Source organism: Nocardioides ginsengisoli, assembly GCF_039537225.1.
GTDB classification, from domain to species: Bacteria; Actinomycetota; Actinomycetes; order Propionibacteriales; family Nocardioidaceae; genus Nocardioides; species Nocardioides ginsengisoli.
In genome coordinates this window covers 94925-116037 of the sequence record NZ_BAABAC010000018.1, presented here as the reverse complement: position 1 = coordinate 116037, position 21113 = coordinate 94925, and the positions used below count along the sequence as shown (strand labels likewise).

Below are 21113 nucleotides of genomic sequence, written 5' to 3'. Positions count from 1 at the left end.
GTCGCGACGTCGACCTCGTTGCCCTCGGGGTCGGCCAGCGTCCACCAGGCCGGGGCGAACTCGTCGCTGACCAGGCGCCCGCCCGCGGCGAGCGCGGCCTCGACCCGGGCCTTCGCCACGTCGTGGGGGACTCCGAGGTCGATGTGGATGCGGTTGCGGCCCTCGCGCATCGCGTCCATCTGCTGCACATAGACGGGCGGGTAGAGGCCGACGGGGTCGGCGATGTCGGTGTCGCCGACCAGCCGGTAGCCGAGCACCGCCGCCCAGAACCGCCGTACGGCGTCGACGTCGAGGGCGTCGAGCGCGAACTCCCAGGTGCGGATCGCGCCGGGGTCGCCCTCGACCCCGAGCGCCCGCGCGGCGGCGGAGATCTTGCGGGCCAGGTCGAGGTCGGCGTCGGTCAGCGACATGGTGTCGTGGGTGGAGAGCCGGATCTCGAGCACGCCGTAGCGGAGGTTGACGTCGGGGTGGTGGTCGGCCTCCTCGGCGAGCCGCCCGATCTCGTTGACCAGCGCCAGGCCGGTCACGAAGTTCTTGGTACGGAAGAGCGCGAATGCCTGCCACCACAGCACCCGCCAGTCGTCCACTCCCTCGGCGGCGCTGAAGTCGGCGGGGCTGATCTTCTCGTAGCTGCGCGTCATGCTCTCGACGCTAGGGCGCACCGCCGACATCCGGTAGGGGCGCCGGAACGAAAAGCGCTCACCCCGCGTGGACGTGGGGACGACGACGCGGGTCCGGCTCGGCGCGCCGGACGACCTCGCGGGTCAGCGGGGCGACCTCGCCGGCGCCGAACAGCAGGAAGCGCGCCATCTGCGCGACCGGGCTGCCCTCGGTCCACTCGAAGTACATGTGCGGCCGGACGCCGGTGCGCTCGCGCAGGTCGAGCAGCAGCGCGGCGAGCGCGTTGGGGATGGTCGCGGCGTGCACGGTGAGCACCCGGAACTCCTTGTGGGCGACCGATCCCCTGACCTCGACCCGGCTCTCGAAGTCGGAGTAGTCCTTGACCACGACCTCGACGAAGAGCAGGTCGCCGCCGTTGGGCAGCTCGTGCGCCTCGACGATCTGCCGCACCTTGGCGCGGTAGGCGCCGGCGTCGCGGTGCTGCGGATCGTGCGCGACCAGCCGGAGGGTACGCCGGGCGCAGTCGCGGATGAAGGCGTCCGCCTTGGCGTCGTACTCGATGTTCGTGGTGCGCAGCTCGAGCGACCGAGTCATCCGCGACAGCAGCGACACGGCGATGATCGCGGCGATGAAGCAGGCGCCGATCTTCACGCCGTCCGGGCGCTCACGCACGTTGTCGATGGTCGTGTAGACGAACACGATCGAGATGACGGTGAAGCCGATGGTCCAGCCGCGCTCGCGGGCCTTGCGCGCGGCGAGTGCCACGGCCACGCTCGCCGACGTCATCAGCACCAGGACGCCCGTGGCGTAGGCGCCGCCCTGCTTGTCGACGTCCGCGTCGAAGATCCAGGTGATGAAGAACGCCGTCCCGGTGAGGACGCACACCAGAGGCCGGACCGCGCCCGCCCACTCCGGCGCCATGCCGTAGCGCGGCAGGTAGCGCGGGATCAGGTTGAGCATGCCGGCCATCGCCGAGGCGCCCGCGAACCAGAGGATGAGGATGGTCGAGACGTCGTACACGGTGCCGAAGCCGTCGCCGAGATACCGGTGCGCGAGATAGGCCAGCGCGCGGCCGTTGGCGCTGCCGCCGTCCTGGAACTCCTTGGCGGGGATGAGCAGCGTCGTCACCAGGCTCGAGCAGATCAGGTAGACGCTCATCGTGATCGCGGCGGTGGTCAGCAGGCGCTTGGTGTTCCGGATCCGTACGGCGGGCCGCGCCGGCTTGTCGTCCGCCGCGCCCTCGACGTGGGTCATCACCGCGACGCCGGTCTCGAAGCCGGACATGCCCAGCGCGAGCTTGGGGAAGAGCGTCAGCGCGACGGCGATCATCAAGAAGACGTTGCCGTGCTCGGCGGTGAGCGCGCCGGTCCAGTCGGGGATGACGTGGCCGTGCTGGACGACCTGGACGATGCCGACGCCGATGACCACGGCGTTGAGCGCCAGGTAGGCGCTGACCAGGACGACGGCGATGCCGATGGCCTCCTTGAAGCCCTTGAGGAAGACACCGCCGAGCAGCGCGATCAGGCCCAGGGTGATCCACACCTCCTGACCGTGCAGGAATCCCGGCACGTGCGGGTTCTCGACGACGTGCGCGCTCGCGTCGGCCGCGGAGAGCGTGATCGTGATGATGAAGTCGGTGAGCGCGAAGCCGAGCAGCGCGAGCACGAACAGCTTGCCCCGCCAGAACGGCAGCAGCCGCTCCAGCATGGCGATCGAGCCCTGGCCGTGCGGGCTCTCGGCGGCGACCCGGCGGTAGACGGGCAGCGCGCCGAACAGGGTGAGCAGCACCAGCACGATCGTCGCCAGCGGGCTGAGCAGTCCGGCCGCGAGGAAGGCGATGCCGGGTTGGTAGCCGAGGGTCGAGAAGTAGTCGAGACCGGTCAGGCACATCACCTGCCACCACGGGCGGGGACGCTCCTCGTGCTGGGCGGCCGCGTTCGTCTTGCTCACCGCGGGACCTGTCCCCGGGGAGCGCTGGATGGAGGTGGACACCTCTCCATGCTTCGCCCCTTCCAGGCGTGATCCACCGGGGCTAACGGATTCCTAACAGTCAGGATCGTGTCAGGGCGGCCCGGATGGCGGCGCCTGCGCGTTTCACTGGAGACGTGAGCGTCACGGCATCGGAGCAACCGGCCGGCCTGCTGGGCAGGTCGTCGGTGCAGTTCGGCATCGCGGGAGCCACCCAGGCGGCCGCGGCGGCGTGCTGTGTCGCGCTCCCCCTCCCCGGTTGGTACGGCGTCGCCGCCCTCCTGCTGCTGACCACCGCCTGGTGCGTGGTGCTCCCCGTCCGGCTGGCGGCGGTGCTCGCCCTGGCCGGCTGGGCGTGGGCGACCGGCTTCGCCGTCAACGAGCTGGGTCAGCTCACCTTCGCGCCGATGGACCTGCTGCGGCTGGCGACCTACCTCGCGGTCGGGACATGGGCGTCGCGAGCACAATAGGCAGCGTGGCGAGCAACCTCAGCCGGAGACGCCGGCTCACCGGTCTCACCGTCGCGCTCGCCGGACCGCCGCTGCTCCTGCCCGTGCTCGTGCCGCTCAACGACCGGCTCAACCTCGCCAGCGACGTCGCGCTCTTCCTCGTCGTGGTCGTGGTGGCGGCGCTCGTCGGCGGTGTCGGGCCCGCGGTCGTCGCGGCCGCGCTGAGCGCGGCGATGCTCAACTTCTGGTTCACGCCGCCCTTCCACACCTTCGCGATCAGCGACCCCAACAACGTGATCGCGCTGATCGCGTTCGTGGTGGTGGGCGTGCTCGTCGGGTCGGTCGTCGACGTGTCCGCACGCCGGGCCGGCGACGCCGCCGCGGCCGCGGAGATCGAGGCCGCCGACCGGATGCGTACGGCGCTCCTCGCGGCCGTCGGCCACGACCTGCGGACGCCGCTCGCCGCGGCGAAGGCGTCGGTCTCCGGGCTGCGCAGCCCGGGCGTGATCGTCGAGGCCGACGACCGTGACGCCCTGCTGGCGAACGCCGACGACGCGCTCGACCGGCTGACCGGGCTCGTCGAGAACCTGCTCGACCTCAGCCGGCTCCAGGCCGGCGCGCTGCCGGTCCGGCTGCAGCCGACGGCGTTGGCCGAGGTGCTGTCCCGGGCCCTCGACGACCTGGGGGTGGCCCCGCGCGCGGTGGTGCTCGACGTACCGGACGACCTGCCGGCGGTGGTGACCGATCCCGGCCTGCTGGAGCGGGTGCTGGCCAACCTGGTCGCCAACGCCCAGCGGTTCGCGCCCGCCGATCGGCCGCCCCTGGTGCGCGCGCAGCCCTCGCCCGACCGCCCCGACCGACTCGAGGTGCACGTCGTCGACCACGGCCCCGGCGTGCCAGCGGCCGAGCAGGAGCGGATGTTCCTGCCCTTCCAGCGGCTCGGCGACGCCGACAACGCCACCGGCATCGGGCTCGGCCTGGCGTTGGCGCGCGGCCTGACCGAGGCCGTGCACGGCGAGCTCGAGCCGCGCCCCACCCCCGGAGGCGGCCTGACCATGGTCGTCACCCTGCCCGCCGAGGAGGCGCCGTGAGCCGGGTCCTGGTCGTCGACGACGAGCCGCAGCTGCTGCGGGCGCTGGGGATCCACCTGCGCGCGCGAGGCTGGGAGGTGCTCACCGCCGGAGACGGCACCGAGGCGCTCGCGGTCGCCGACGGCACCCACCTCGACGTGGTCGTCCTCGACCTCGGACTGCCGGACGTCGACGGCGTCGACCTCATCGGCCGGCTGCGCCGCCGCTCGAGCGTGCCGGTGCTCGTCCTGTCCGGGCGCACCGACAGCGCCGACAAGGTCGACGCCCTCGACGCCGGCGCCGACGACTACGTGACCAAGCCGTTCGGGATGGACGAGCTGCTGGCCCGGCTGCGCGCGCTGGTCCGGCGCGTCACCAGCCCGGAGGAGCCGGGGACGGTCTGCTTCGGCGCGGTCGAGGTCGACCTGCCCGCGAAGCGAGTGAGCGTCGAGGGCGGCGAGGTGCGGCTGACCCCGACCGAGTGGCACCTGCTCGAGGTGCTGCTCGCCAACCCGGGCCGGCTGATGAGCCAGCAGCAGCTGCTCACGGAGGTGTGGGGGCCGGGCTACGAGAACGCCCAGGGCAACCTGCGTCTCTACATGGCCCAGCTGCGGCGCAAGCTCGAGCCCGACCCGGCGCGGCCGGTGCACTTCCGCAACGAGCCCGGCATGGGATACCGCTTCGAGCCGTGAGCCGGGCGGCTGCGAGGATGCGCAGCGTGGGCCAGGTGTTCGACTGCGAGATCCAGGCGCGACTGCGCGACATGAACGTGGGCGCGCACGTCGACAACGTCGAGGCGCTGCGGATCCTCGACGAGGCGCGGCTGCTGTTCCTGCGGCATGCGCCGCTGACGGACGACGGCGGCCGCGGCGGCCTCTTCCGCGACGTGCCGAGCCATGCGGTCGAGCTGGTCGCCTCCCAGCGGGTCGACTACCGCGCCGAGATGCGCTTCACCGCCTACCAGCCGTTCCTCGTGCGGATCTGGGTCAGCCACGTCGCCCGCACCGCGGTCACCATCTCCTCCGAGCTGCGGATCGCGGCCGACCACCCGCCGGCGATCGTCGCCGAGACGTCGCTCGTCTTCTGGGACCACACCGCCGAGGCGTCGTGGCCCATCTCCGACGAGGTCCGCGCGGCCCTCGCCGCCTACGCCGGCGAGCCGGTCGCGCTCAGGGAGCGACCGGGTCGCTGACCTCGGGGGCGATCGCCGCCGGGGCGAGCGCCCAGGCGACGCCGAGCCCGATCACCAGCGCGCCGAGGGCGATGATGCCGGCGACCGCGGCCCAGAAGGCCGCCAAGTGAAGACCCGAGCCCACGGCGAGATGGGTGAGCCCCGTGGCCGCCGACGCCAGGACCGTGGTGGCGAAGGCGACCGGCAGGGTCGCCGCCGGCAGCCGCCGAGGCCGGCTCGGGCCCGCGGGGTGCCGGCGCAGGTGGGCCGCCATGGCCAGGCCGACGACGACCAGGCCGAGGACGCCGGAGGCGTGCTGCGCCCACGCGTCGCCCCGCAGCGGGCCGTGCTGCTCGTGCAGCCACGCGACATTCCGCACGCCCCACCGGCCCGAGTGGGTGAACGCGTCCCACACCACGTGCGACGCCGACCCGATGACCGCGGCGACGGGCGCGAGCAGCCAGGCCCGCCGTCCGATCCGCGCCTGCGCCGGCAGCCGGTCGCGCACCAGCGCGGGCGCGGTGTCGACGAGCGCATCACGGCCGAAGCGGTCCCAGAACGCCAGGAGCAGCAGGGTGATCGCCAGGTCGGCGGTGACCACGCCGGTCCAGCTGTGCGTGAACCAGTACGCCGACAGCCACCGCGTGAACAGCGGCAGGTCGGGCACCATCGCCCCGATGACCATGGCCGCGAGCGGCAGCCCCAGGCCGCGGAGCGGGAGGACCGCGGCGGGATGGGCGAGGGTGACGGGCACGCAGCGAGGCTAGCCGTCGCTGTCGAACGACCAGCCCGAGCCGTCGTCGACGACGCCGTCGCAGGCGCCCGTGCCGTCGTCGACACAGGACCACGACGGGACGAGCGGGTCGGGCTCACGCTCCTGGCTGTTGACGACCGCCAGGCCGATCAGCGCGAACGCGATCACGCCGAGCGCGGCGACCAGCAGCCCGATCCCCGAGCTGGCGCCGCCCGCGACCGTCGAGAACTCCGCCGGCCCGGTGAGCTCGGACCGACCGAAGACTCCGGGGGTGCGCTCGGCGTCGTCGCCGGGCTGCTCGTACTGCTGCCACATGCCGCCGATCGTCCCCGCGGCGGCACGGCGGCAAACGCTCGTCAGTGCGCCCGCAGGATCCGCGCGATCTCGTCGTACCCGCGCTGCTCGGCGTGCTGCAGCGGCGTCACGCCGTCGTGGTCGGCGAGGTCGGGGTCGGCGCCCGCGTCGAGCAGGATCCGGACGATCTCCTGGTGGTTGCGACCGCCGTCGCCGAGGATCACGGCCTCCAGCAGGGCGGTCCATCCCAGGTCGTTGACGTGGTCGACGTCGACGCCGGTCCGCACGACGCGGCGCACGTAGTCGACGTGGCCGCGCTCGCTCGCCGGGATCGGCGAGATCCCGCCGAACCGGTTGCGGATGGTGAGGTCGGGATTCGCGGGCAGCAGCGTCTCGAGCATCCGGACGCTGCCGGTCACGCCGGTGACCAGCCAGGGGGTGTCGTGCCGGTCGTCGAGCGCGTCGGCGCTGGCACCCATCGCGACGAGCACCTCCGCGGCCGCGACGTGGTCGAAGGTCGACGCGAGCAGCAGCGCGGTGCGGCCGTTGGCGTCCCGGGTCTCGATGTCGGCACCGGCGCGCAGGGCGGCGGCGACCGCGTCGGCGTCCCCCGCACGGGCGGCGCGCAGCAGCGCGGCGTCGGCGTCGGCAGGCCGGTCGGCGTTGGTCATGTGGTCCAGGATCCTCTCCAGGCCGTCGAACCCGCGTGCGCGGGCCATCTGCAAGGGGGTCAGCCCCGCCGAGGACGAGACCTGGTCGAGGCGGCCGCCCCCGGCCGCGAGGACCCGCACCGTCGTCGCGTACGACGCCGTGTCGTGACCGAGCCAGACCGCCTCGTGGATCGCCTGGTAGCCGATCCGGTTGACGTGGTCGCGGTCGATCCCGGCGCGCAGCAGCTCACCGACGACGAGGCCGTGGCCGCGCTCGGCGGCGCGGATCAGGCCGGTGCCGTTCCAGCTGTCCTTGTCGTCGACCTTCGCGCCGTGGCGCAGGGTCAGCCGGAGCAGGTCGAGGTGGCCCTCACTGGTCGCGATCAGGTACGCCGACTGACGGGTGTCGTCCTTGGCGTTGACGTCGGCGCCCTGCCGGATCAGACGGCGTGCGGCAGCGAGGTCGTTCTTCCAGACCGCGTCGCGCAGCTGGTGGTCGAGCACCCGCTGCTCCGTCGGCCGCGCGGCGGGCGCCGGCCGCCGCACGGAGGGTGTGGAGGCCGTCGGCGCGGGCGACGGCGTGGGGGCGCCGCCCCCGCACGCGCTCAGCACGAGCGCGAGCGGGAGGACGGCGACCGAGTGCCGCAGCCTCATCGGGTCGGGTCGGTGATGACCTGGTAGGGGCCCGACGCGACGGCCTCGTCGAACTTGCTGTCGACGTACAGGATCCGGCCGTGGAGGGTCTTCGCGGTGGTCAGCACGCGGTCGGCCGCGGACGGCTCCTGGCCGAGCGTGACCAGGCGGCCGCCGTCGGCGGAGACACGGAGGGTCGCGATCATCTTGCTGAAGTTGCGGACCACGGTGAGCCGGTTGCCCTGGCGGACCAGGCCGTCGGCGTTGACCAGGTCGGTGTCGGTGTCGATGGCGGTGGCGGCGCCGGTGCGGGCGTCGAAGCGCCACATCCGGCCGACATTGCCCTGGGCGACGACGAAGCCGGTGCGGTCGGCGGAGAGCACGATGCCGCCGAGGTTGAAGCCGGCCTCACGCTTGATCACGTCGGTGGCGTCGGCCCACAGGGTCGCCTGCCAGCCGTCCGCACCCCGCGCGACCCGGAAGATCTGGGCGTCGTTGGAGTTGGTGAAGTAGGCGGCGCCGTCGCGGCCGATCGCCACGTCGTTGAGGAAGGCGTCCGGGGTGCCGGGCACGCGGAGCGCGGCGAGCAGGTCGCCGTCCTTGCTGTAGACCCACAGGTCGGGGCGGCCGGTGCCGATGCCGTTCGGGCCGCCGGCGACGTAGACGTTGCCCTCGTCGTCGACGGTGATGCCACGCGCGGTGTAGCGGCCGTCGGTGCCGTCGCCCTTGATCCACTCGCGGGTCAGGGCGTTGCCCACGGAGCCACGGTGGATCTCGCCGCCGGTGACCTCGCTGACGTAGAACAGGCCGCGGCGCTCGTCGGCGCCGATGCCCTCGAACTTCGAGCCGACCGGGCTGCCGGCGTCGCCCTCGATGAGGTACGTCGACGGGCGGCCGTGGTCGGCGTCGTCCGGGGCGGCGAGGGCCGGGGAGGCGACCGCGCCGAGGGCGGTCGCGGCGAGCAGGGAGCTGGCGATGAGGTGGGTTCGCTTCATGTCCTCAACTCTGCGGCGCGCAGGACCCTCGGCACGTCGGGCGGCCGGCTACCCCTCGATAGCCAATCGGTTGATGCCGGGGTCGCCCGATCCTCTCTAGGGTGGGCGCACCATGTCCCTGCCCTCGCTCCCGCTGGTGCGCCGCCCCGCCGGCGTCCACGGCATCCTCGCGCCCGCCGTCCGGCTGGACCGGTGGCTGCTCGTGGTCCTCGTGGTGCTGCTCGTGACCTGCGCGACGCGGTACGTCGAGCGGCACGGCCTCGGCGGCACCGGTGTCGCCGTCCTGGCGGGGGCGCTCGTGCTCGGGCTGGCCTATGCGACCCGCGGACTGCTCGCCGGGCGCGCCTGGTGGCCGACCGTCTGGGTGACCGGGATGGTCGTGCTGTGGGGCGGGCTGACCGCGGTCGCGCCGTCGTTCGCGTGGTGCGCGGTGCCGGTGGCGTTCGCGGTGATGCGGGTGCTGCCGTTCCCGTGGGCGGTCGGCACCGTGGTGCTGATGACCGTGCTGCTCACTGCGGCCTGGCAGCGGATCACGACCGGCTTCGACCCGGTCCAGGTCGCCGGGCCGATCGGCGTCGGCCTGGTCACCGTGCTCGCCTACCGGGCGCTCGACCTCGAGTCCCGGGCCCGCCAGCAGCTGCTCGACCAGCTGGTCGAGGCGCAGGCCGAGCTCGCCGAGGAGCAGCACCGCACCGGCGCGCTCGCCGAGCGGACCCGCCTCTCCCGCGAGATCCACGACTCCGTCGGCCAGGGCCTGTCGAGCATCAACCTGCTGCTCCAGGCGGCCGAGCAGGCCTGGGACGCCCAGCCCACGACCGCGCGCGACCACGTGCGGACGGCGGCCGCGACCGCCCGCGACGGGCTCGACGAGGTACGTCGCGTGGTGCGCGACCTCGCGCCCACCGACCTGGCCGCCACCGCCGCGGCCCTGCCGGACGCGCTGCGCACCGCCGCCGCGCAGGCCGACCCCGGCGGGCTGCAGGCCGAGGTCCGTGTCGACGGGACGCCGGTCGTGGTGCCGGCGGAGGTCGCCGCCGCGCTGGTCCGCACCGCACGCGGGGCGCTGGCCAATGTCCGCGAGCACGCGGGTGCGGGGCGGGTCGTGCTCACCCTGACCTACCTCCTCGACGAGGTGGTGCTCGACGTACGCGACGACGGGCGGGGCTTCGATCCCGCGCAGGTACGGGCGATCGGCACCCGCGGCCGAGGACTGGCCGGCATCCGCGACCGGGCCGAGGGGCTCGGCGGGACGGCCGACATCGAGAGCGCGCCGGGCGAGGGGACGACGGTGTCGGTCCGCTTCCCGGTGCGGAAGGAGGAGCGCCGGTGATCCGGATCGTGCTGGTCGACGACCACCCCGTCGTACGCGCCGGGCTGCGCGCGCTGATCGACGGGCAGGACGACCTGTCCGTGGTGGCCGAGGCCGACGGGCTCGACAGTGCGGTCGCCGTGGTCACGGCCGACCGGCCGGACGTCGTCCTCATGGACCTGAGCCTGGGCGCCGGCGAGGCCGGCGGCGCGGTCGTCACCGCGGCGCTGCGGGCGCTCGACGACCCACCCGAGGTGCTGGTGCTGACCACCTACGACACCGAGTCCGACATCCTGCGCGCCCTCGAGGCCGGCGCCCGCGGCTACCTGCTCAAGGACGCGCCGCCGGCCGAGCTGTTCGCCGGGATCCGCGCCACCGCGCGCGGCGAGACCGTGCTGGCGCCGTCGGTGGCCGCGACGCTCGTGCGTCGTACGACGCCGGGGGCGACGACGATCACCGAGCGCGAGGTCGAGGTGCTCGAGCTGCTCTCGCGCGGGCTGGGCAACAAGGAGATGGCGCGCGAGCTGTTCGTCTCGGAGGCGACGGTGAAGTCGCACCTCTCGCACATCTACACCAAGCTCGGCGTCGACACGCGCGCCGGCGCGGTGGCCGCCGCGATCGAGCGGCGGATCATCCGGCCCTGAGGCTCTCCTGCCCCTAGCCGAGGTCGGCCAGCGGCACCGACGGGTCGCGGACGGCGTCGTCGGCCTCGCCGCCGACGACCCGACGCAGCGAGTCGATCGCGTCCCAGTCGTTGAGGTGCATCCCGGCCAGGACCCGACCCTCGCGCAGCCACAGCACGCTCGCGTTGCGCTCGCCCAGGTCGCCGCGGACGACGAGCTCGTCGTAGCCCCGCGCGTCGACGTGGCCGACGTACTCCATGCCGAGGTCGTACTGGTCGGTGAAGAAGTACGGCAGCCGGGTGTAGGCCTCGTCGGCGCCGAGCATCACCCGCGCGGCGTGCTTGCCCTGCTGGATCGCGGTGTCCCAGTGCTCGACGCGGATCCGGGTGCCGAGCACCGGGTGGTCGTGGTTGGCGACGTCGCCCGCGGCGAAGACGTGCGGGTCGGAGGCGCGCAGCAGCGCGTTGACGCGGACGCCGTTGTCGACCGCGAGCCCCGCCTGCGACGCGAGCCCGTCGTTGGGCGTGACCCCGACCGCGACCAGGAGCAGGTCGGCGATGACGTCGGCGGAGCCCTCGACGTGGACGACGGCCTTGCCGCCGGCGTGCTCGACGCCGCGGACCGTGACCCCGAGGCGCAGGTCGACGCCGTGCTCGCGGTGGAGGTCGGCGAAGACGGTGGCGAGCTCCTCGCCGAGAACGCGCTGCAGCGGCAGCGGCGCCGACTCGAGGACCGTCACCTCCGCGCCCGCCTGACGCGCGGCCGACGCGACCTCGAGGCCGATCCAGCCGGCGCCGATGATCGCGATCCGGCCCTGGAGCCGGTCCTTGAGGAGCAGGGCGTCGTCGAGCGTGCGCAGGTGGAGGACCGGTGCCCCCGACGCGTCGGCCGTCGCGAGATGGCGCGGCGTCGCGCCGGTCGCGAGCAGGAGTCGATCGTAGGGCAGGTCGCTCCCGCCGAGCTGGACACGCCCGCGGTCGAGATCGATCCCGGTGACGACGGTCCCCACCCGGACGTCGACCTCGTGCTCGTCGTACCAGGCACGGTCGTGGGCGAAGACTGCGTCCGGCTCGGCGGAGCCGAGCAGCAGGCCCTTCGACAGCGGCGGCCGCTCGTAGGGCAGGTACTGCTCCTCCCCCACCACCACGATGTCGCCCGTGTGCCCCTGCTCGCGCAGCTCGGACACGGCGTTGGCGGCCGCCAGCCCGGCGCCGACCACGACGACGTTCATCGCCGCCCCCTCGTCAGGTCGAGGAACTCCGCCCGGCTCCGGGCGTCGTCGCGCAGCTGGCCGAACATCGCCGACGTCAGCGTCCGCGAGCCCGTCGCCCGCGCCCCGCGCAGGCTCATGCAGGTGTGCTGCGCGTCGATCACGACCCCCACCCCGCGCGGCTCGAGCGCCCGCCGGAGGTGGTCGGCGATCCGCTTCGTCAGCCGCTCCTGGGTCTGCGGGCGGCGGGAGTGGTGGTCGACCATGCGCGCGAACTTCGACAGCCCGAGGATCCGCTCGCCCGGCAGGTAGCCCACGTGCGCGACGCCCACGAACGGCAGCATGTGGTGCTCGCACAGGGACCGCACGGGGATGTCCTCGACCAGCACCAGCTCGTCGTACTCGTCGTCGTTGGGGAAGGTCGTCAGCTCGAACTCCGGTGGCGAGGTCAGCTCGACCAGCGCGTCGACCATCCGCCGCGGGGTGTCGGCGAGGTGCTCGACGCTCAGGTCGAGGCCGAGCGCGGTGAGCAGGTCGACGGCCGCGCGGTGCGCGCCGGGGTGGTCGACCTCCGGGCCGGCGGTGGCGATCCGCGGGCGGGCGTCACGCTCTAAAACTGTCATGGTTTCAATTTAGATTCGGGAGGGCGGCGGCTGTCAAGGGATCGGCAGCCCGCCGGGGGTTTCCGTCGGACCCTCGGCGGACACTTCTCCCATGCCCGACACACGCGATCTCCCGACCCCGCCGCCCGACTCCGAGCTCGTCTCCGAGCGCTGGGACGGCGCCGACCTGTCCGGGCGCACCTTCACCCGGGTCACCTTCCACGACGTCGACCTGACCGACGCCGTGGCCACCGGCGCGACCTTCGACGCGTGCTCGTTCATCAGCTGCGAGCTCAACGGCGTCCGGTTCATCGACAGCGGCTTCCTCAACTGCACCTTCACCCGCAGCGCCTTCTTCGGCGCCCGGTTCGAGGGCTGCAAGCTGGTCGGTTCGGTGTTCGAGCGCTGCCGGTTCAGCGCGCTCGAGGTGGTCGGCGGCAACTGGGGCTTCGTCCGGATGCCCGGCGCCGACCTGCGCAAGTCCCTCTTCCGGCGCGTCGACCTGCGCGAGGCCGACTTCGGCGCCGCCCGCCTCGGCTCCGCGACGCTGCACCACGTCGACCTCCACGGCGCGTGGTTCCACGAGGCCGACCTCACCGGCGCCGACCTGCGCGGGTCCGACCTGTCCGGCCTCGACCCGGCCGCCACCTCGATGCGCAACGCCGTCGTCGACCTCGACCAGGCGGTCGCCCTGGTCCGCGAGCTCGGCCTCAAGGTGGAGGAGGAGGTGCCGCTGGACCCTGCGAACTGAAGACGGCCTCAGGCGATCCCGACGATCGCCAGCGCCCCCCGCTGCAGCTCGTCCCGTACGACGTCGCGCGCGACGCCGTGCGTCACCAGCTCGGCCGACGACCGGATCAACCCGGCGATGAGCAGGGCCCGCACCCGCCGCGCCTCCGCGCCCGCCGCGCCGCTCCCCGCACCGCCCGCGGCGAGGACGTCGTCGAGAGTGCCGTACAGCTCACGGTGCCGCTGTCCGAAGTGCGCGAGCACCTCGGGCGGGAGCTCCGGCGCCGCCGAGCTGGCGTCGACCAGCGCCGCGTGCGCCTCGTCGGTGACGAAGTCGAGCTGGACGTCGAGCCAGGCGCGCAGGGCGTCGGCCCCCGGGCCGTGCTCCGCGACGACGGCGCGGGAGCGCTCGAGCAGCGGGTCCATCTCCAGGTCGAACCAGCGCTGGAGGATGTGCCCCTTGGTCGGGAAGTAGCGGTAGAGCGAGGTCCGGCCGAGTCCGACCTCGGCCGCGATGTCACCCAGCGACACCGCCGCGACGCCCCGCTCGGCGAACAGCCGGCGCGCCGCCGCCACGACCGCCGCCTCCTGGGTGGCGACGTGCTCGGCGATGGTGGCTCCCGTGATCCGGGGCATCGGACTCCTTCGGGCTCGGGCTCAGGTGCGGCTCTGCGCGTGGTCGGCGTGGAACACGCCTCCGCGCAGGTGCAGCCGGCGGTCGGCCCGCGCCGCCTGCTCGGGGTCGTGGGTGACCACCACGGTAGCCGCGCCCGCGCGCCGCGCCTCACCGACCAGCAGGTCGATGATCGCCTGGCCCCGCTCGGGGTCGAGCGAGGCGGTCGGCTCGTCGGCCAGGACGACGCTCGGCTCGTTCATCAGCGCCCGGGCGATGCCGACGCGCTGACGCTCGCCGCCGGAGAGCTCGGCCGGCCGGGCGTCGAGACGGTCCTCGAGCCCGACCCGGGTGAGCAGCTCGACCGCGCGCTCGCGCGCGGCCCGGCCGAGGTCGCCCCGGATGTGGGCGACGATCTCGACCTGCTCGCGCGCCGTGAGCGCCGGCAGCAGGTTCGGGGACTGGTAGACGATGCCCACCCGGTCGCGCCGCAGCCGCACCCGCCCGCGGTCCTTGAGCGCGCTCGCGTCGACCCCGCCGATGACCACGCGGCCGGCGTCGGGCGCGCGCAGCAGGCCGGCGACCGCGACCAGCGTCGACTTGCCGGAGCCCGAGGCCCCCGTGACGGCGACGGTCTCGCCCGGCGCGACCTCGAGGTCGATGCCGTCGAGCAGTACGCGCCGGTCGGCGCCGTCCGGGACGGCGACGGTGACGTTCTCGAGTCGGATGGACATGGACGGCTCCTGGTGACGGTTTCGGGAAGGGTGATCGGCGGGCGCGGGTCGGTCGGCGCAGCTCAGTCGGCGCCGCGCAGCGACATCGCCGGATCGACGGAGACCACGCGACGGATCCCGGCGAGGCAGCCGAGCAGTCCGGCGGCGACGAGCAGTCCGAGCGCCGAGAAGGCGGGCGCGGCGGCCAGGCGGAAGGGGACGGCGGTCTGCTCGACGAGTCCGCCGACGCCGAAGGCGACCAGTCCGCCGAGGGCGGTGGCGAGCAGCAGCACGACGCTGAGCTGGCCGACCGCGTCCTTGGCGACGTAGAGCCGCGAGGCGCCGAGGGCCTTGAGCAGGGCGATCTGGCGGGCCCGCTGCATGGTCCAGACCACGAAGAAGGCACCGACGATCAGCGCCGAGATGACGAGCAGGAACCAGCGGATCATCGCCATGGTCTGGGTCTCGCCGGCATAGCCGGGCGAGCCGGCGTAGGCGGCCTCCTTGGTGACCACCTCGGTGCCGCTGGTGGGGTCGATCCGCTGCGCGGCGGCCGCGACGACGTCCGGGTCGCCCTTGAGCGCGATCGCGGAGAACCGGCCCTTGGCGTTGTCGCCGTAGAGCAGCTGCTGCCAGGTCTCGAGTCCGGTGAAGGCGATGTCGACGTGGCCGTAGGAGCCGGCGTAGGTGAAGCCGAGCACGGGCAGCCGCTCGTCGACGCCGACGATGGTGAGCTCGTCGCCGACGCGGATCCCCTCCTCCTCGAACTCGTGGCTGAGGACCAGCCCCGGCTTGCCCTCGAGGGCCGCCTCGGCGTCGGGGCGCGGGGCGAGGAACGAGCCGGCCGGTACGCCGAACAGCGCGACGTCGACCGTCTTGCCCTGGTCGGTCCGGGCGTTGACGAAGGAGACGCCGAGCGGCGAGGACTCGACGCCCTTCACGTGCTGCCACGGCGCGAGGTCGGCGTCGTTGAGCATCGAGCGACTGAACGTCTCGGCTGCGCCGTCCTGGAACGCCAGATGGGTCATCGGCAGCCGGCGCAGGCCGGAGATGCCGTCGTCGACGAGTCCGTTCGCGAGGCCGGACAGCATCGTGGTCAGCATCGCGACCAGTCCGATCACGGCACCGACGAGCACGAACCGTCCGCGGGCGACCCGCAGCTCCCTCAGCGCGAGGTACATCTCCACCACTCCTTTGATGACAACGTGTCGACATCATAGCGACAGGCTGTCAGCAAACAAGAATCAGCGCGGCCGGACGCTCTTGTAACTCGGTGTCCGGGGATCCACCACCGGGTCCTGACCGGTCACAGCACCGTGGCAGCTGACGCTCCACCGTGGTGGACGCACGAACACCGAGTTACATGACGCAGCCCGCCCGGCGCGCGCGACCCGCCCGGAGCGGCCAGCCCGAGCCCGGCACACGAATCAGTGCGGCTCGACAGCCGTGACGGCCGCGAGCACCGCGTCCAGCTGCGCCTTCAGCGCCGGCACCTCGTCGAGCAGGACGAGCTTGTCGTTGAGGTCGCCGAGCAGCGTCTGCACCTGGCCGAGCACCTGGCGGGTCTCGGCGAGGGTCTCGTCGACGCTCACCATCCGCTCGTCGACGTGGCTGAGCTTGGCGTCGACGCCGGTCAGCGTCGTGTCGACCGAGCCGAGGGTCCGGTCGACGTTGACGAGGGCGGTCTCCGCGCCCTTGAGCACCTTGTCGGCACGCTTGAGGACGTCGGCGACGGGATTGAGGCCCACGAGATCTCCTTGGGTTCGATGACGGCCGCGACGGCCGGAGCAGGGTCGGGCGGAGTCTGTCAGGCCAGCCGGCCCAGCACCGGCTCCGACTCGACCAGCCCCTCGTCACTGGGCGCCTCGCCCTGGCCGAACACGCGCTCGGCCTGCTTCGCGCGCCAGGCGAGGTGGGCGACGGCGGGCGGCTCGTAGCCGTAGCGCGCCTGGGCCTGGCGCGGCGTGAGCAGCTCGGGCGTCACCGGGGGTACGCCGAGCAGCACCGGCGCGACGACGGGGACGGTGCTGGGCGAGAGCTGGGCGAGGATCCGCAGCTGCAGCCACTTGCTGAGCGCCATCAGCGCGAAGGTCGGCCGAAGGGCGGGGCGGGCGAGGAGGTCCAGGACCCGCGGCTGGCGGACGTCGCCCAGCTCGCGCATCCAGTGCGGCAGGGTCGCGATCACGCCGGCGCGGAAGAACCGCCCGACCACCCAGCGCGCCGGGCGGAGCACGCGCGGGAGGTCGTCGGCGAGCTGGCCGACGTCCATCAGGTGCGCCATAGCGCGGCGGGCGATGGGCGAGCCGGAGAGCAGGGGGCGCATCCGCGCGTAGTAGGCGTGCAGCTCGGCGCGCGAGCGCGGGACGTCGTCCGGCGAGCAGGTCTGCAGCTCGGCGGCGCGGGCGCACTCGGCCCAGTACTGCGCCTCCTCGGCCTCGCTCAGCCGGCCGGGGCCGTAGGTCTCGTAGGCCTTGAGCACCGAGTGCCAGCCGGTGACGAGGATCCAGAGCTGGGAGTCGGGGTCGTTGGCGTCGTAGCGGCCGCCGCCGTAGGGCTCGGTGCCGATCGCCTTGCTGTGCACCTTGACCAGGACGTCGGCGGCGCGCGCGGCACTGCGGCTGTCGCCGAAGGCGACCAGCGCGAAGTAGTGGATGGTGCGGTCGTAGCGGGTCTTGGGGCGCCGGTAGATGTCCTGCGTCCGGTCGACGGAGGCGACCAGGTTGGGGTCGAGCTCCTCGACGACGACGGCCCGGCTGAAGCCGATCGTCAGCGAGGTCGGGTAGCCCCACACCTTCCAGGACACCGAGTCGGGACCGAAGAAGCCGTAGTCCTCGGCGGGGGTGATCGTTCGGGAGCGGGTGCGGATCGCCATGCACCCAGAATGCTACATAGGTGTAGTAAATGGAAGGGAGACGCGGACCCTAAGGTGGAGCCATGCCCGAGCAGACCCGGAAGCGCCGGCCGTACGCCCCCCGCGTGCCCGCGCCCGAGCGCCGGGAGCAGCTGCTCGACGCGGCGCTGACGATCATCGACCGCGACGGCTACGACGGCGTCTCGATCGACGCGATCGCCCGCGAGGTCGGCGTCACTCGCCCGGTCGTCTACGGCGCCTTCGACGGCCTCGGCCCCCTGCTCACCGCACTGCTCGACCGCCAGCAGCAGCGCGCCCTCACCCAGCTGTACGGCGCCCTCCCACTCGACGCTCTCGGCAGCACCCCCGTCGCGGTGGTCGAGCGGGCGATCCCCGCGCTGCACGCGATGATCCTCGCCGACCCGGTGACCTGGCGCGCGATCCTGCGCTCGCCGGCCAACGTCCCCGACGTCGTCCGCGAACGGATCGAGGGCGACCGGACCCGCGTCCGGCAGACGATCGAGCTGATGGTCACGGCCGTCCTCGCGCCGGGCGCCGACGGGGAGGTGCTGGCCCACGCGATCCTCGCGATCCTCGACCACTTCGGACAGCTGGTCCTCGCCGAGCCCGAGCGGTTCACCGCCGACCGACTGGTCGCGAGTGCCCGCGCCATGATCGGGGCGGGGCAGCCGTGACCCGGACGCCCCGGATCCGCCTCGCCGCCCCCGCCGACGCCTTCGTCGTGGGCGGGCTGCTGTTCGACTTCAACACCGAGTTCGAGACGCCGACGCCCACCGCGGCCGACTTCGGCGACCGGTTCGCGACCCTCCTCGCGCGCGACGACGTCCTCGTCGTGCTCGCCGAGGACAGTGAAACCGGCGCCACCGGCTTCGCCTACCTCACCCTGCGCCCGACCCCCTACGGCGACGGCCCGCTCGCCCAGCTCGAGGAGCTCTACGTCGTCCCGGGCCTGCGCGACCGCGGCATCGGCACCGCGCTCCTGACCCGCGCGGTCGAGGAGGTCGTGCGCCGCGAGGCGATCGAGATGCTCATCAACGTCGACGAGATCGACACCGACACCCGGCGCTTCTACGAGCGGCACGGGTTCACGAACGTCGAGCCGGGCCAGGACTACCGGATGCTCTGCTACCTCCGCGAGCTGCGGTGACGGCAGCGCCGGCTACGGCCGGCCGCCGTCCGCGAGGCCGCCCGCGTCGCCGATCCAGCTCAGCGCGAACCACAGCGTCATCCGCGTCTCGGGATCCTGCAGATCGGCGCCGAGAAGTGTCGAGACCTGCGTGAGCCGGTGCCGGACCGTGTTGCGGTGCACGCCGAGGATGGTCGAGGTGCGCTCGGTGCTGCCGTGGCAGGCCAGCCAGGTGTGGAGGGTCGAGAGCAGCACCGTCGCCTGGTCGGCCGGCAGCTCGTGGACGTTGCGCAGCACGGACCGCGCGAAGGCGAGGGCCTCGTCACGCTGGACCAGGGAGTCCAGTGCCACGTCCGCCGCCCGGTGGACCATCACGACGTCCTCGCCGGCGAGCGCTCGCCGGAGCATCCGGTCTGCCTGCGCGGTCGCCTCGGGCAGCTCGTCGATGCGGAAGGGCGCACTGTAGGCGAGCGCCCAGCCGAGGCCCGCGACGTCGGACGGCGTGGCCGGCGGGTCCGCCCGGTCGCAGGGGATCAGCGCGGTCAGCTGGCCGTCGGCGAGGTCGAGGTACGGCGTCCCGAGCACGGTCCGCATGGTCGCGATGTCGACGGCGGTGTCCCGCCTGCCCCGCCCGAGCGGCTTCGACGACTGCCCTCTCACCACCACCCAGTGCTCCCCGACCGCCGCGGCGCCGGAGCGGAGCAGCTGGTCGAGGTCGTCGACGCGGTGCCGGGTGAGCAGGCGCACCAGCGCCCCGATCCCCTCGGTCCGGGCCTCGAGCGCATAGCGCGGACTCACCAGGGCGGCCAGCAGCCACAGCGCCGAGGCGGTCGTCCGCCGCTCGGAGAGCGTGAGGGCGTTCGGCGAGGTCAGGGCGAGCACGAGGCGCGATCCCACCGACGAGCCCGTGGGCACCACCTGCAGGTTCAGGTGGAGGCGGTCCCCCACGGCCGATGACGTCGCCAGCGCGGTGCCGCTGTGCTGCAGGGAGGCCGCGTGGTCGCGCAGCAGCTGGCGGATCGGCGGCGCGGGCAGCCGGCCTCCGGTGGCGAGCGCGTTGCCGTCGGGGTCGAGGAGCACGACGGTCGCGCTCGTACGACGGGCGAGCTCGCGCACGAGCGACCGGATCGGGTCGGCGCCGCCGGCAGCGCCGGCCAGGGCGCCCATCGCCCGCGCCTCCGCCTCGAACTCGCGATGCTGGCGGCGGGCCACCTCCTCGGTGAACGCCCTGCTCACGGCGACGAAGGGCGTTCCGGTGGGGACGTCGAGCAGCCGCAGCCGGTGTCGCTCGCACGCGTCGACGAGCTCCTGGGGCACCGACGGGAACACCGGCTCGACGCCGAAGCCGAGCGCGGCGACCCCGGCCGTCGCGACCCGCTCGACATAGACGCCGAACCCTCCCGGCTCGTCGGCGAGCCCGAGGCCCGAGGTCAGCAGCAGCTCGCCCTGCTCGACGTACGGCGTCGGATCGGCCAGCTCGGTGGTGGCGACCGCGCGGATGCTCACCGTGTCGGCGGGACCGGCGACCTGGGTCAGTCCCAACGACGGATTGGCGAGGAGCTCGGCGAGCGGGACCTCGAAGGCGTCGTTGAGCGGCACACGTCCTCCTTCTGCGCGACGGACGGGAATGCACTGCTCCTTCGTCGCCGGTGTGCGATTCCGACTCTGGTGGGCGAGGTCCATCGAACCTTAGTTTCGTGATCTGCACCACATGTGTCATCCCCAGCGGGGAGCCCGTCCCGAGCTGTGAGTCCCGAACCGGAGAGCGCCATGAAGACCATCCGCACCACCCTCGCCGCCGCGACCGCCGTCGCGGCCTCCCTCCTCATCACCGCGTGCGCCGCCCCGGACGAGGGCTCGACCGGCGGCGGGGCGCCCGACGCGTCCACGTCCGTGAAGGCTCAGGGGCTCGACGCCCACGCAGCCGGGCTGCTGCCGGCGGCGATCAAGCAGGCCGGCGTCGTGAAGGTCGCCTCCGGTGTCAGCTTCCCGCCGATGGAATACTTCGACACCGACAACAAGACGGTCCTCGGGTTCGACGCCGACCTCGGCAAGGCGCTCGGCGAGGTGCTCGGCGTGAAGTTCGACTTCCAGAACACCAACTTCGACGGCATCATCGGCGGCCTGACGGCGCACCGGTACGACCTCGGCCTCACCTCGATGATCGACAAGCCCGAGCGCCAGACCCAGGTCGACTTCGTCGACTACCTCAACTCCGGTGTCTCCTTCCTCGTCGTGAAGGGCAACCCGGACGGACTGACCCAGCAGTCCGACCTGTGCGGACGCAAGGTGGCCGTGGAGAAGGCGTCGACCGGCGACCTCGTGGCCGACGACATCAGCAAGGACTGCCAGGCGGCGGGCAAGAAGCCCGTCGACAAGTCGCCCCTCCCGGACCAGGCCAGCGCGATCCAGGCCCTGCAGTCCGGTCGCGCCGACGCCGTCCTTGCCCTCGACCTGACGCTGGCCTACAACGTCAAGCAGAACCCGGACTCGTTCGAGGTGCCGGCGAAGCCGTTCGGCACGCTGCCCGTCGGCATCGCCGTCCCCAAGGACAGCACCGGCCTGCGCGACGCCGTCGCCGCCGCTCTCAAGGTGCTGCAGGACAACGGGACCTACAGCGACCTGCTCGCGAAGTGGAACCTGACCGACCAGGCGCTCACCGGGGCGCCGATCAACTCGGGCAAGTGACGTGAGCATCCCGACGAGTCCCC

The 21113-nt window shown here is 73.2% G+C and carries 24 protein-coding genes; 10 read left to right on the top strand and 14 right to left on the bottom strand.

All coding sequences use genetic code 11. From position 1 onward, the window contains the following. Positions 1-641: 4a-hydroxytetrahydrobiopterin dehydratase (locus AB4880_RS10030; RefSeq protein WP_367919080.1), on the bottom strand; the 641-nt coding region annotated here is incomplete at its 3' end. Positions 642-699: 58 nt separating this feature from the next. Next, on the bottom strand, positions 700-2571 hold the full coding sequence (locus AB4880_RS10025) for an APC family permease (protein WP_367919079.1): 1872 nt from the start codon (positions 2569-2571) through the stop codon (positions 700-702). A gap of 155 nt (positions 2572-2726) precedes the next feature. Between AB4880_RS10025 and AB4880_RS10020 the strand changes: the two genes are divergently transcribed. From AB4880_RS10020 to AB4880_RS10005, 4 genes are read left to right on the top strand one after another with little or no spacing between them, the layout of a single operon-like run. Beyond that, positions 2727-3059: a hypothetical protein gene (locus AB4880_RS10020; RefSeq protein ID WP_367919078.1), complete on the top strand. Its 333-nt coding sequence runs from the start codon at positions 2727-2729 to the stop codon at positions 3057-3059. Positions 3060-3064: 5 nt separating this feature from the next. Then, on the top strand, positions 3065-4129 hold the full coding sequence (locus AB4880_RS10015) for an ATP-binding protein (RefSeq protein WP_367919077.1): 1065 nt from the start codon (positions 3065-3067) through the stop codon (positions 4127-4129). Next, positions 4126-4800, top strand: coding sequence for a response regulator (locus tag AB4880_RS10010; protein ID WP_367919076.1), 675 nt, complete (start codon positions 4126-4128; stop codon positions 4798-4800). The genes AB4880_RS10015 and AB4880_RS10010 overlap by 4 nt, the downstream gene beginning before the upstream one ends. Positions 4801-4826: 26 nt before the next feature. Next, positions 4827-5300, top strand: a complete 474-nt coding sequence (locus AB4880_RS10005; protein WP_367919075.1) for an acyl-CoA thioesterase — start codon at positions 4827-4829, stop codon at positions 5298-5300. Here the strand turns inward: AB4880_RS10005 and AB4880_RS10000 are convergent. The 4 genes from AB4880_RS10000 to AB4880_RS09985 are packed head-to-tail and all read right to left on the bottom strand — an operon-like array spanning position 5278 to position 8605. Further along, positions 5278-6033 carry a DUF4184 family protein gene (locus tag AB4880_RS10000; protein WP_367919074.1) on the bottom strand — a complete coding sequence of 252 codons (756 nt, stop codon included), beginning with the start codon at positions 6031-6033 and terminating at the stop codon, positions 5278-5280. The genes AB4880_RS10005 and AB4880_RS10000 overlap by 23 nt on opposite strands. A 9-nt stretch (positions 6034-6042) precedes the next feature. Beyond that, positions 6043-6348, bottom strand: coding sequence for a hypothetical protein (locus AB4880_RS09995; RefSeq protein WP_367919073.1), 306 nt, complete (start codon positions 6346-6348; stop codon positions 6043-6045). 41 nt (positions 6349-6389) lie between these two features. Further along, positions 6390-7631, bottom strand: coding sequence for an ankyrin repeat domain-containing protein (locus AB4880_RS09990; RefSeq protein WP_367919072.1), 1242 nt, complete (start codon positions 7629-7631; stop codon positions 6390-6392). Next, positions 7628-8605, bottom strand: a complete 978-nt coding sequence (locus AB4880_RS09985) for an SMP-30/gluconolactonase/LRE family protein (protein ID WP_367919071.1) — start codon at positions 8603-8605, stop codon at positions 7628-7630. The genes AB4880_RS09990 and AB4880_RS09985 overlap by 4 nt, the downstream gene beginning before the upstream one ends. Before the next feature lie 112 nt (positions 8606-8717). Between AB4880_RS09985 and AB4880_RS09980 the strand changes: the two genes are divergently transcribed. Together AB4880_RS09980 and AB4880_RS09975 are read left to right on the top strand one after the other, a co-directional pair. Further along, the gene (locus AB4880_RS09980; RefSeq protein ID WP_367919070.1) at positions 8718-9935 is read left to right on the top strand and encodes a sensor histidine kinase; all 1218 of its coding nucleotides are present in this window, start codon (positions 8718-8720) and stop codon (positions 9933-9935) included. Continuing rightward, positions 9932-10558, top strand: a complete 627-nt coding sequence (locus tag AB4880_RS09975; protein WP_367919069.1) for a response regulator — start codon at positions 9932-9934, stop codon at positions 10556-10558. Before AB4880_RS09980 ends, AB4880_RS09975 begins: the two co-directional genes overlap by 4 nt. A gap of 13 nt (positions 10559-10571) precedes the next feature. Here AB4880_RS09975 and AB4880_RS09970 read toward each other — a convergent pair whose 3' ends face one another. Both AB4880_RS09970 and folE read right to left on the bottom strand, forming a co-directional pair. Then, entirely contained in the window at positions 10572-11768 is a 1197-nt protein-coding gene (locus tag AB4880_RS09970; protein WP_367919068.1) for an NAD(P)/FAD-dependent oxidoreductase, read from the bottom strand. Then, the gene (gene folE / locus AB4880_RS09965; RefSeq protein ID WP_367919067.1) at positions 11765-12370 is read right to left on the bottom strand and encodes a GTP cyclohydrolase I FolE; all 606 of its coding nucleotides are present in this window, start codon (positions 12368-12370) and stop codon (positions 11765-11767) included. Before folE ends, AB4880_RS09970 begins: the two co-directional genes overlap by 4 nt. Positions 12371-12461: 91 nt before the next feature. Here folE and AB4880_RS09960 point away from each other — a divergent pair, with 91 nt between their 5' ends. Next, entirely contained in the window at positions 12462-13100 is a 639-nt protein-coding gene (locus AB4880_RS09960; RefSeq protein WP_367919066.1) for a pentapeptide repeat-containing protein, read from the top strand. Positions 13101-13108: 8 nt separating this feature from the next. On the opposite strand, the gene AB4880_RS09955 is transcribed toward AB4880_RS09960, so the two are convergent. The 5 genes from AB4880_RS09955 to AB4880_RS09935 all read right to left on the bottom strand — a co-directional run bounded on the left by AB4880_RS09955 (position 13109) and on the right by AB4880_RS09935 (position 17276). Beyond that, on the bottom strand, positions 13109-13714 hold the full coding sequence (locus AB4880_RS09955) for a TetR/AcrR family transcriptional regulator (protein WP_367919065.1): 606 nt from the start codon (positions 13712-13714) through the stop codon (positions 13109-13111). 21 nt (positions 13715-13735) lie between these two features. Further along, positions 13736-14425, bottom strand: a complete 690-nt coding sequence (locus tag AB4880_RS09950) for an ABC transporter ATP-binding protein (RefSeq protein ID WP_367919064.1) — start codon at positions 14423-14425, stop codon at positions 13736-13738. Between the two features lie 62 nt (positions 14426-14487). Then, the gene (locus AB4880_RS09945) at positions 14488-15585 is read right to left on the bottom strand and encodes an FtsX-like permease family protein (RefSeq protein ID WP_367919063.1); all 1098 of its coding nucleotides are present in this window, start codon (positions 15583-15585) and stop codon (positions 14488-14490) included. Positions 15586-15831: 246 nt separating this feature from the next. Continuing rightward, positions 15832-16152: a hypothetical protein gene (locus AB4880_RS09940; protein WP_367919062.1), complete on the bottom strand. Its 321-nt coding sequence runs from the start codon at positions 16150-16152 to the stop codon at positions 15832-15834. A gap of 59 nt (positions 16153-16211) precedes the next feature. Next, on the bottom strand, positions 16212-17276 hold the full coding sequence (locus AB4880_RS09935) for an oxygenase MpaB family protein (RefSeq protein WP_367919061.1): 1065 nt from the start codon (positions 17274-17276) through the stop codon (positions 16212-16214). A 62-nt stretch (positions 17277-17338) separates the two neighbouring features. Between AB4880_RS09935 and AB4880_RS09930 the strand changes: the two genes are divergently transcribed. Beyond that, positions 17339-17950, top strand: coding sequence for a TetR/AcrR family transcriptional regulator (locus tag AB4880_RS09930; RefSeq protein ID WP_367919060.1), 612 nt, complete (start codon positions 17339-17341; stop codon positions 17948-17950). Further along, complete coding sequence (locus AB4880_RS09925) at positions 17947-18423, top strand: GNAT family N-acetyltransferase (protein ID WP_367919059.1); 477 nt, start codon at positions 17947-17949, stop codon at positions 18421-18423. The genes AB4880_RS09930 and AB4880_RS09925 overlap by 4 nt, the downstream gene beginning before the upstream one ends. 12 nt (positions 18424-18435) lie before the next feature. Here AB4880_RS09925 and AB4880_RS09920 read toward each other — a convergent pair whose 3' ends face one another. Next, entirely contained in the window at positions 18436-20001 is a 1566-nt protein-coding gene (locus AB4880_RS09920) for a PucR family transcriptional regulator (protein WP_367919058.1), read from the bottom strand. A gap of 171 nt (positions 20002-20172) precedes the next feature. On the opposite strand from AB4880_RS09920, the gene AB4880_RS09915 reads away from it, so the two are divergent. After that, a complete protein-coding gene (locus AB4880_RS09915; RefSeq protein WP_367919057.1) occupies positions 20173-21090 on the top strand; it encodes an ABC transporter substrate-binding protein in 918 nt (305 codons plus the stop codon). The last annotated feature ends 23 nt before the right edge of the window (positions 21091-21113 follow it).

Coding starts and splice junctions, on each gene's coding strand:
- AB4880_RS09995 (WP_367919073.1), bottom strand. CDS start 6,348: ATGTGGCAGCAGTACGAGCAGCCCGGCGACGACGCCGAGCGCACCCCC.
- AB4880_RS09970 (WP_367919068.1), bottom strand. CDS start 11,768: ATGAACGTCGTCGTGGTCGGCGCCGGGCTGGCGGCCGCCAACGCCGTG.
- AB4880_RS09930 (WP_367919060.1), top strand. CDS start 17,339: ATGCCCGAGCAGACCCGGAAGCGCCGGCCGTACGCCCCCCGCGTGCCC.
- AB4880_RS09915 (WP_367919057.1), top strand. CDS start 20,173: ATGAAGACCATCCGCACCACCCTCGCCGCCGCGACCGCCGTCGCGGCC.
- AB4880_RS09935 (WP_367919061.1), bottom strand. CDS start 17,276: ATGGCGATCCGCACCCGCTCCCGAACGATCACCCCCGCCGAGGACTAC.
- AB4880_RS09945 (WP_367919063.1), bottom strand. CDS start 15,585: ATGTACCTCGCGCTGAGGGAGCTGCGGGTCGCCCGCGGACGGTTCGTG.
- AB4880_RS09980 (WP_367919070.1), top strand. CDS start 8,718: ATGTCCCTGCCCTCGCTCCCGCTGGTGCGCCGCCCCGCCGGCGTCCAC.
- AB4880_RS09950 (WP_367919064.1), bottom strand. CDS start 14,425: ATGTCCATCCGACTCGAGAACGTCACCGTCGCCGTCCCGGACGGCGCC.
- folE (WP_367919067.1), bottom strand. CDS start 12,370: ATGACAGTTTTAGAGCGTGACGCCCGCCCGCGGATCGCCACCGCCGGC.
- AB4880_RS09990 (WP_367919072.1), bottom strand. CDS start 7,631: ATGAGGCTGCGGCACTCGGTCGCCGTCCTCCCGCTCGCGCTCGTGCTG.
- AB4880_RS09985 (WP_367919071.1), bottom strand. CDS start 8,605: ATGAAGCGAACCCACCTCATCGCCAGCTCCCTGCTCGCCGCGACCGCC.
- AB4880_RS09960 (WP_367919066.1), top strand. CDS start 12,462: ATGCCCGACACACGCGATCTCCCGACCCCGCCGCCCGACTCCGAGCTC.
- AB4880_RS09955 (WP_367919065.1), bottom strand. CDS start 13,714: ATGCCCCGGATCACGGGAGCCACCATCGCCGAGCACGTCGCCACCCAG.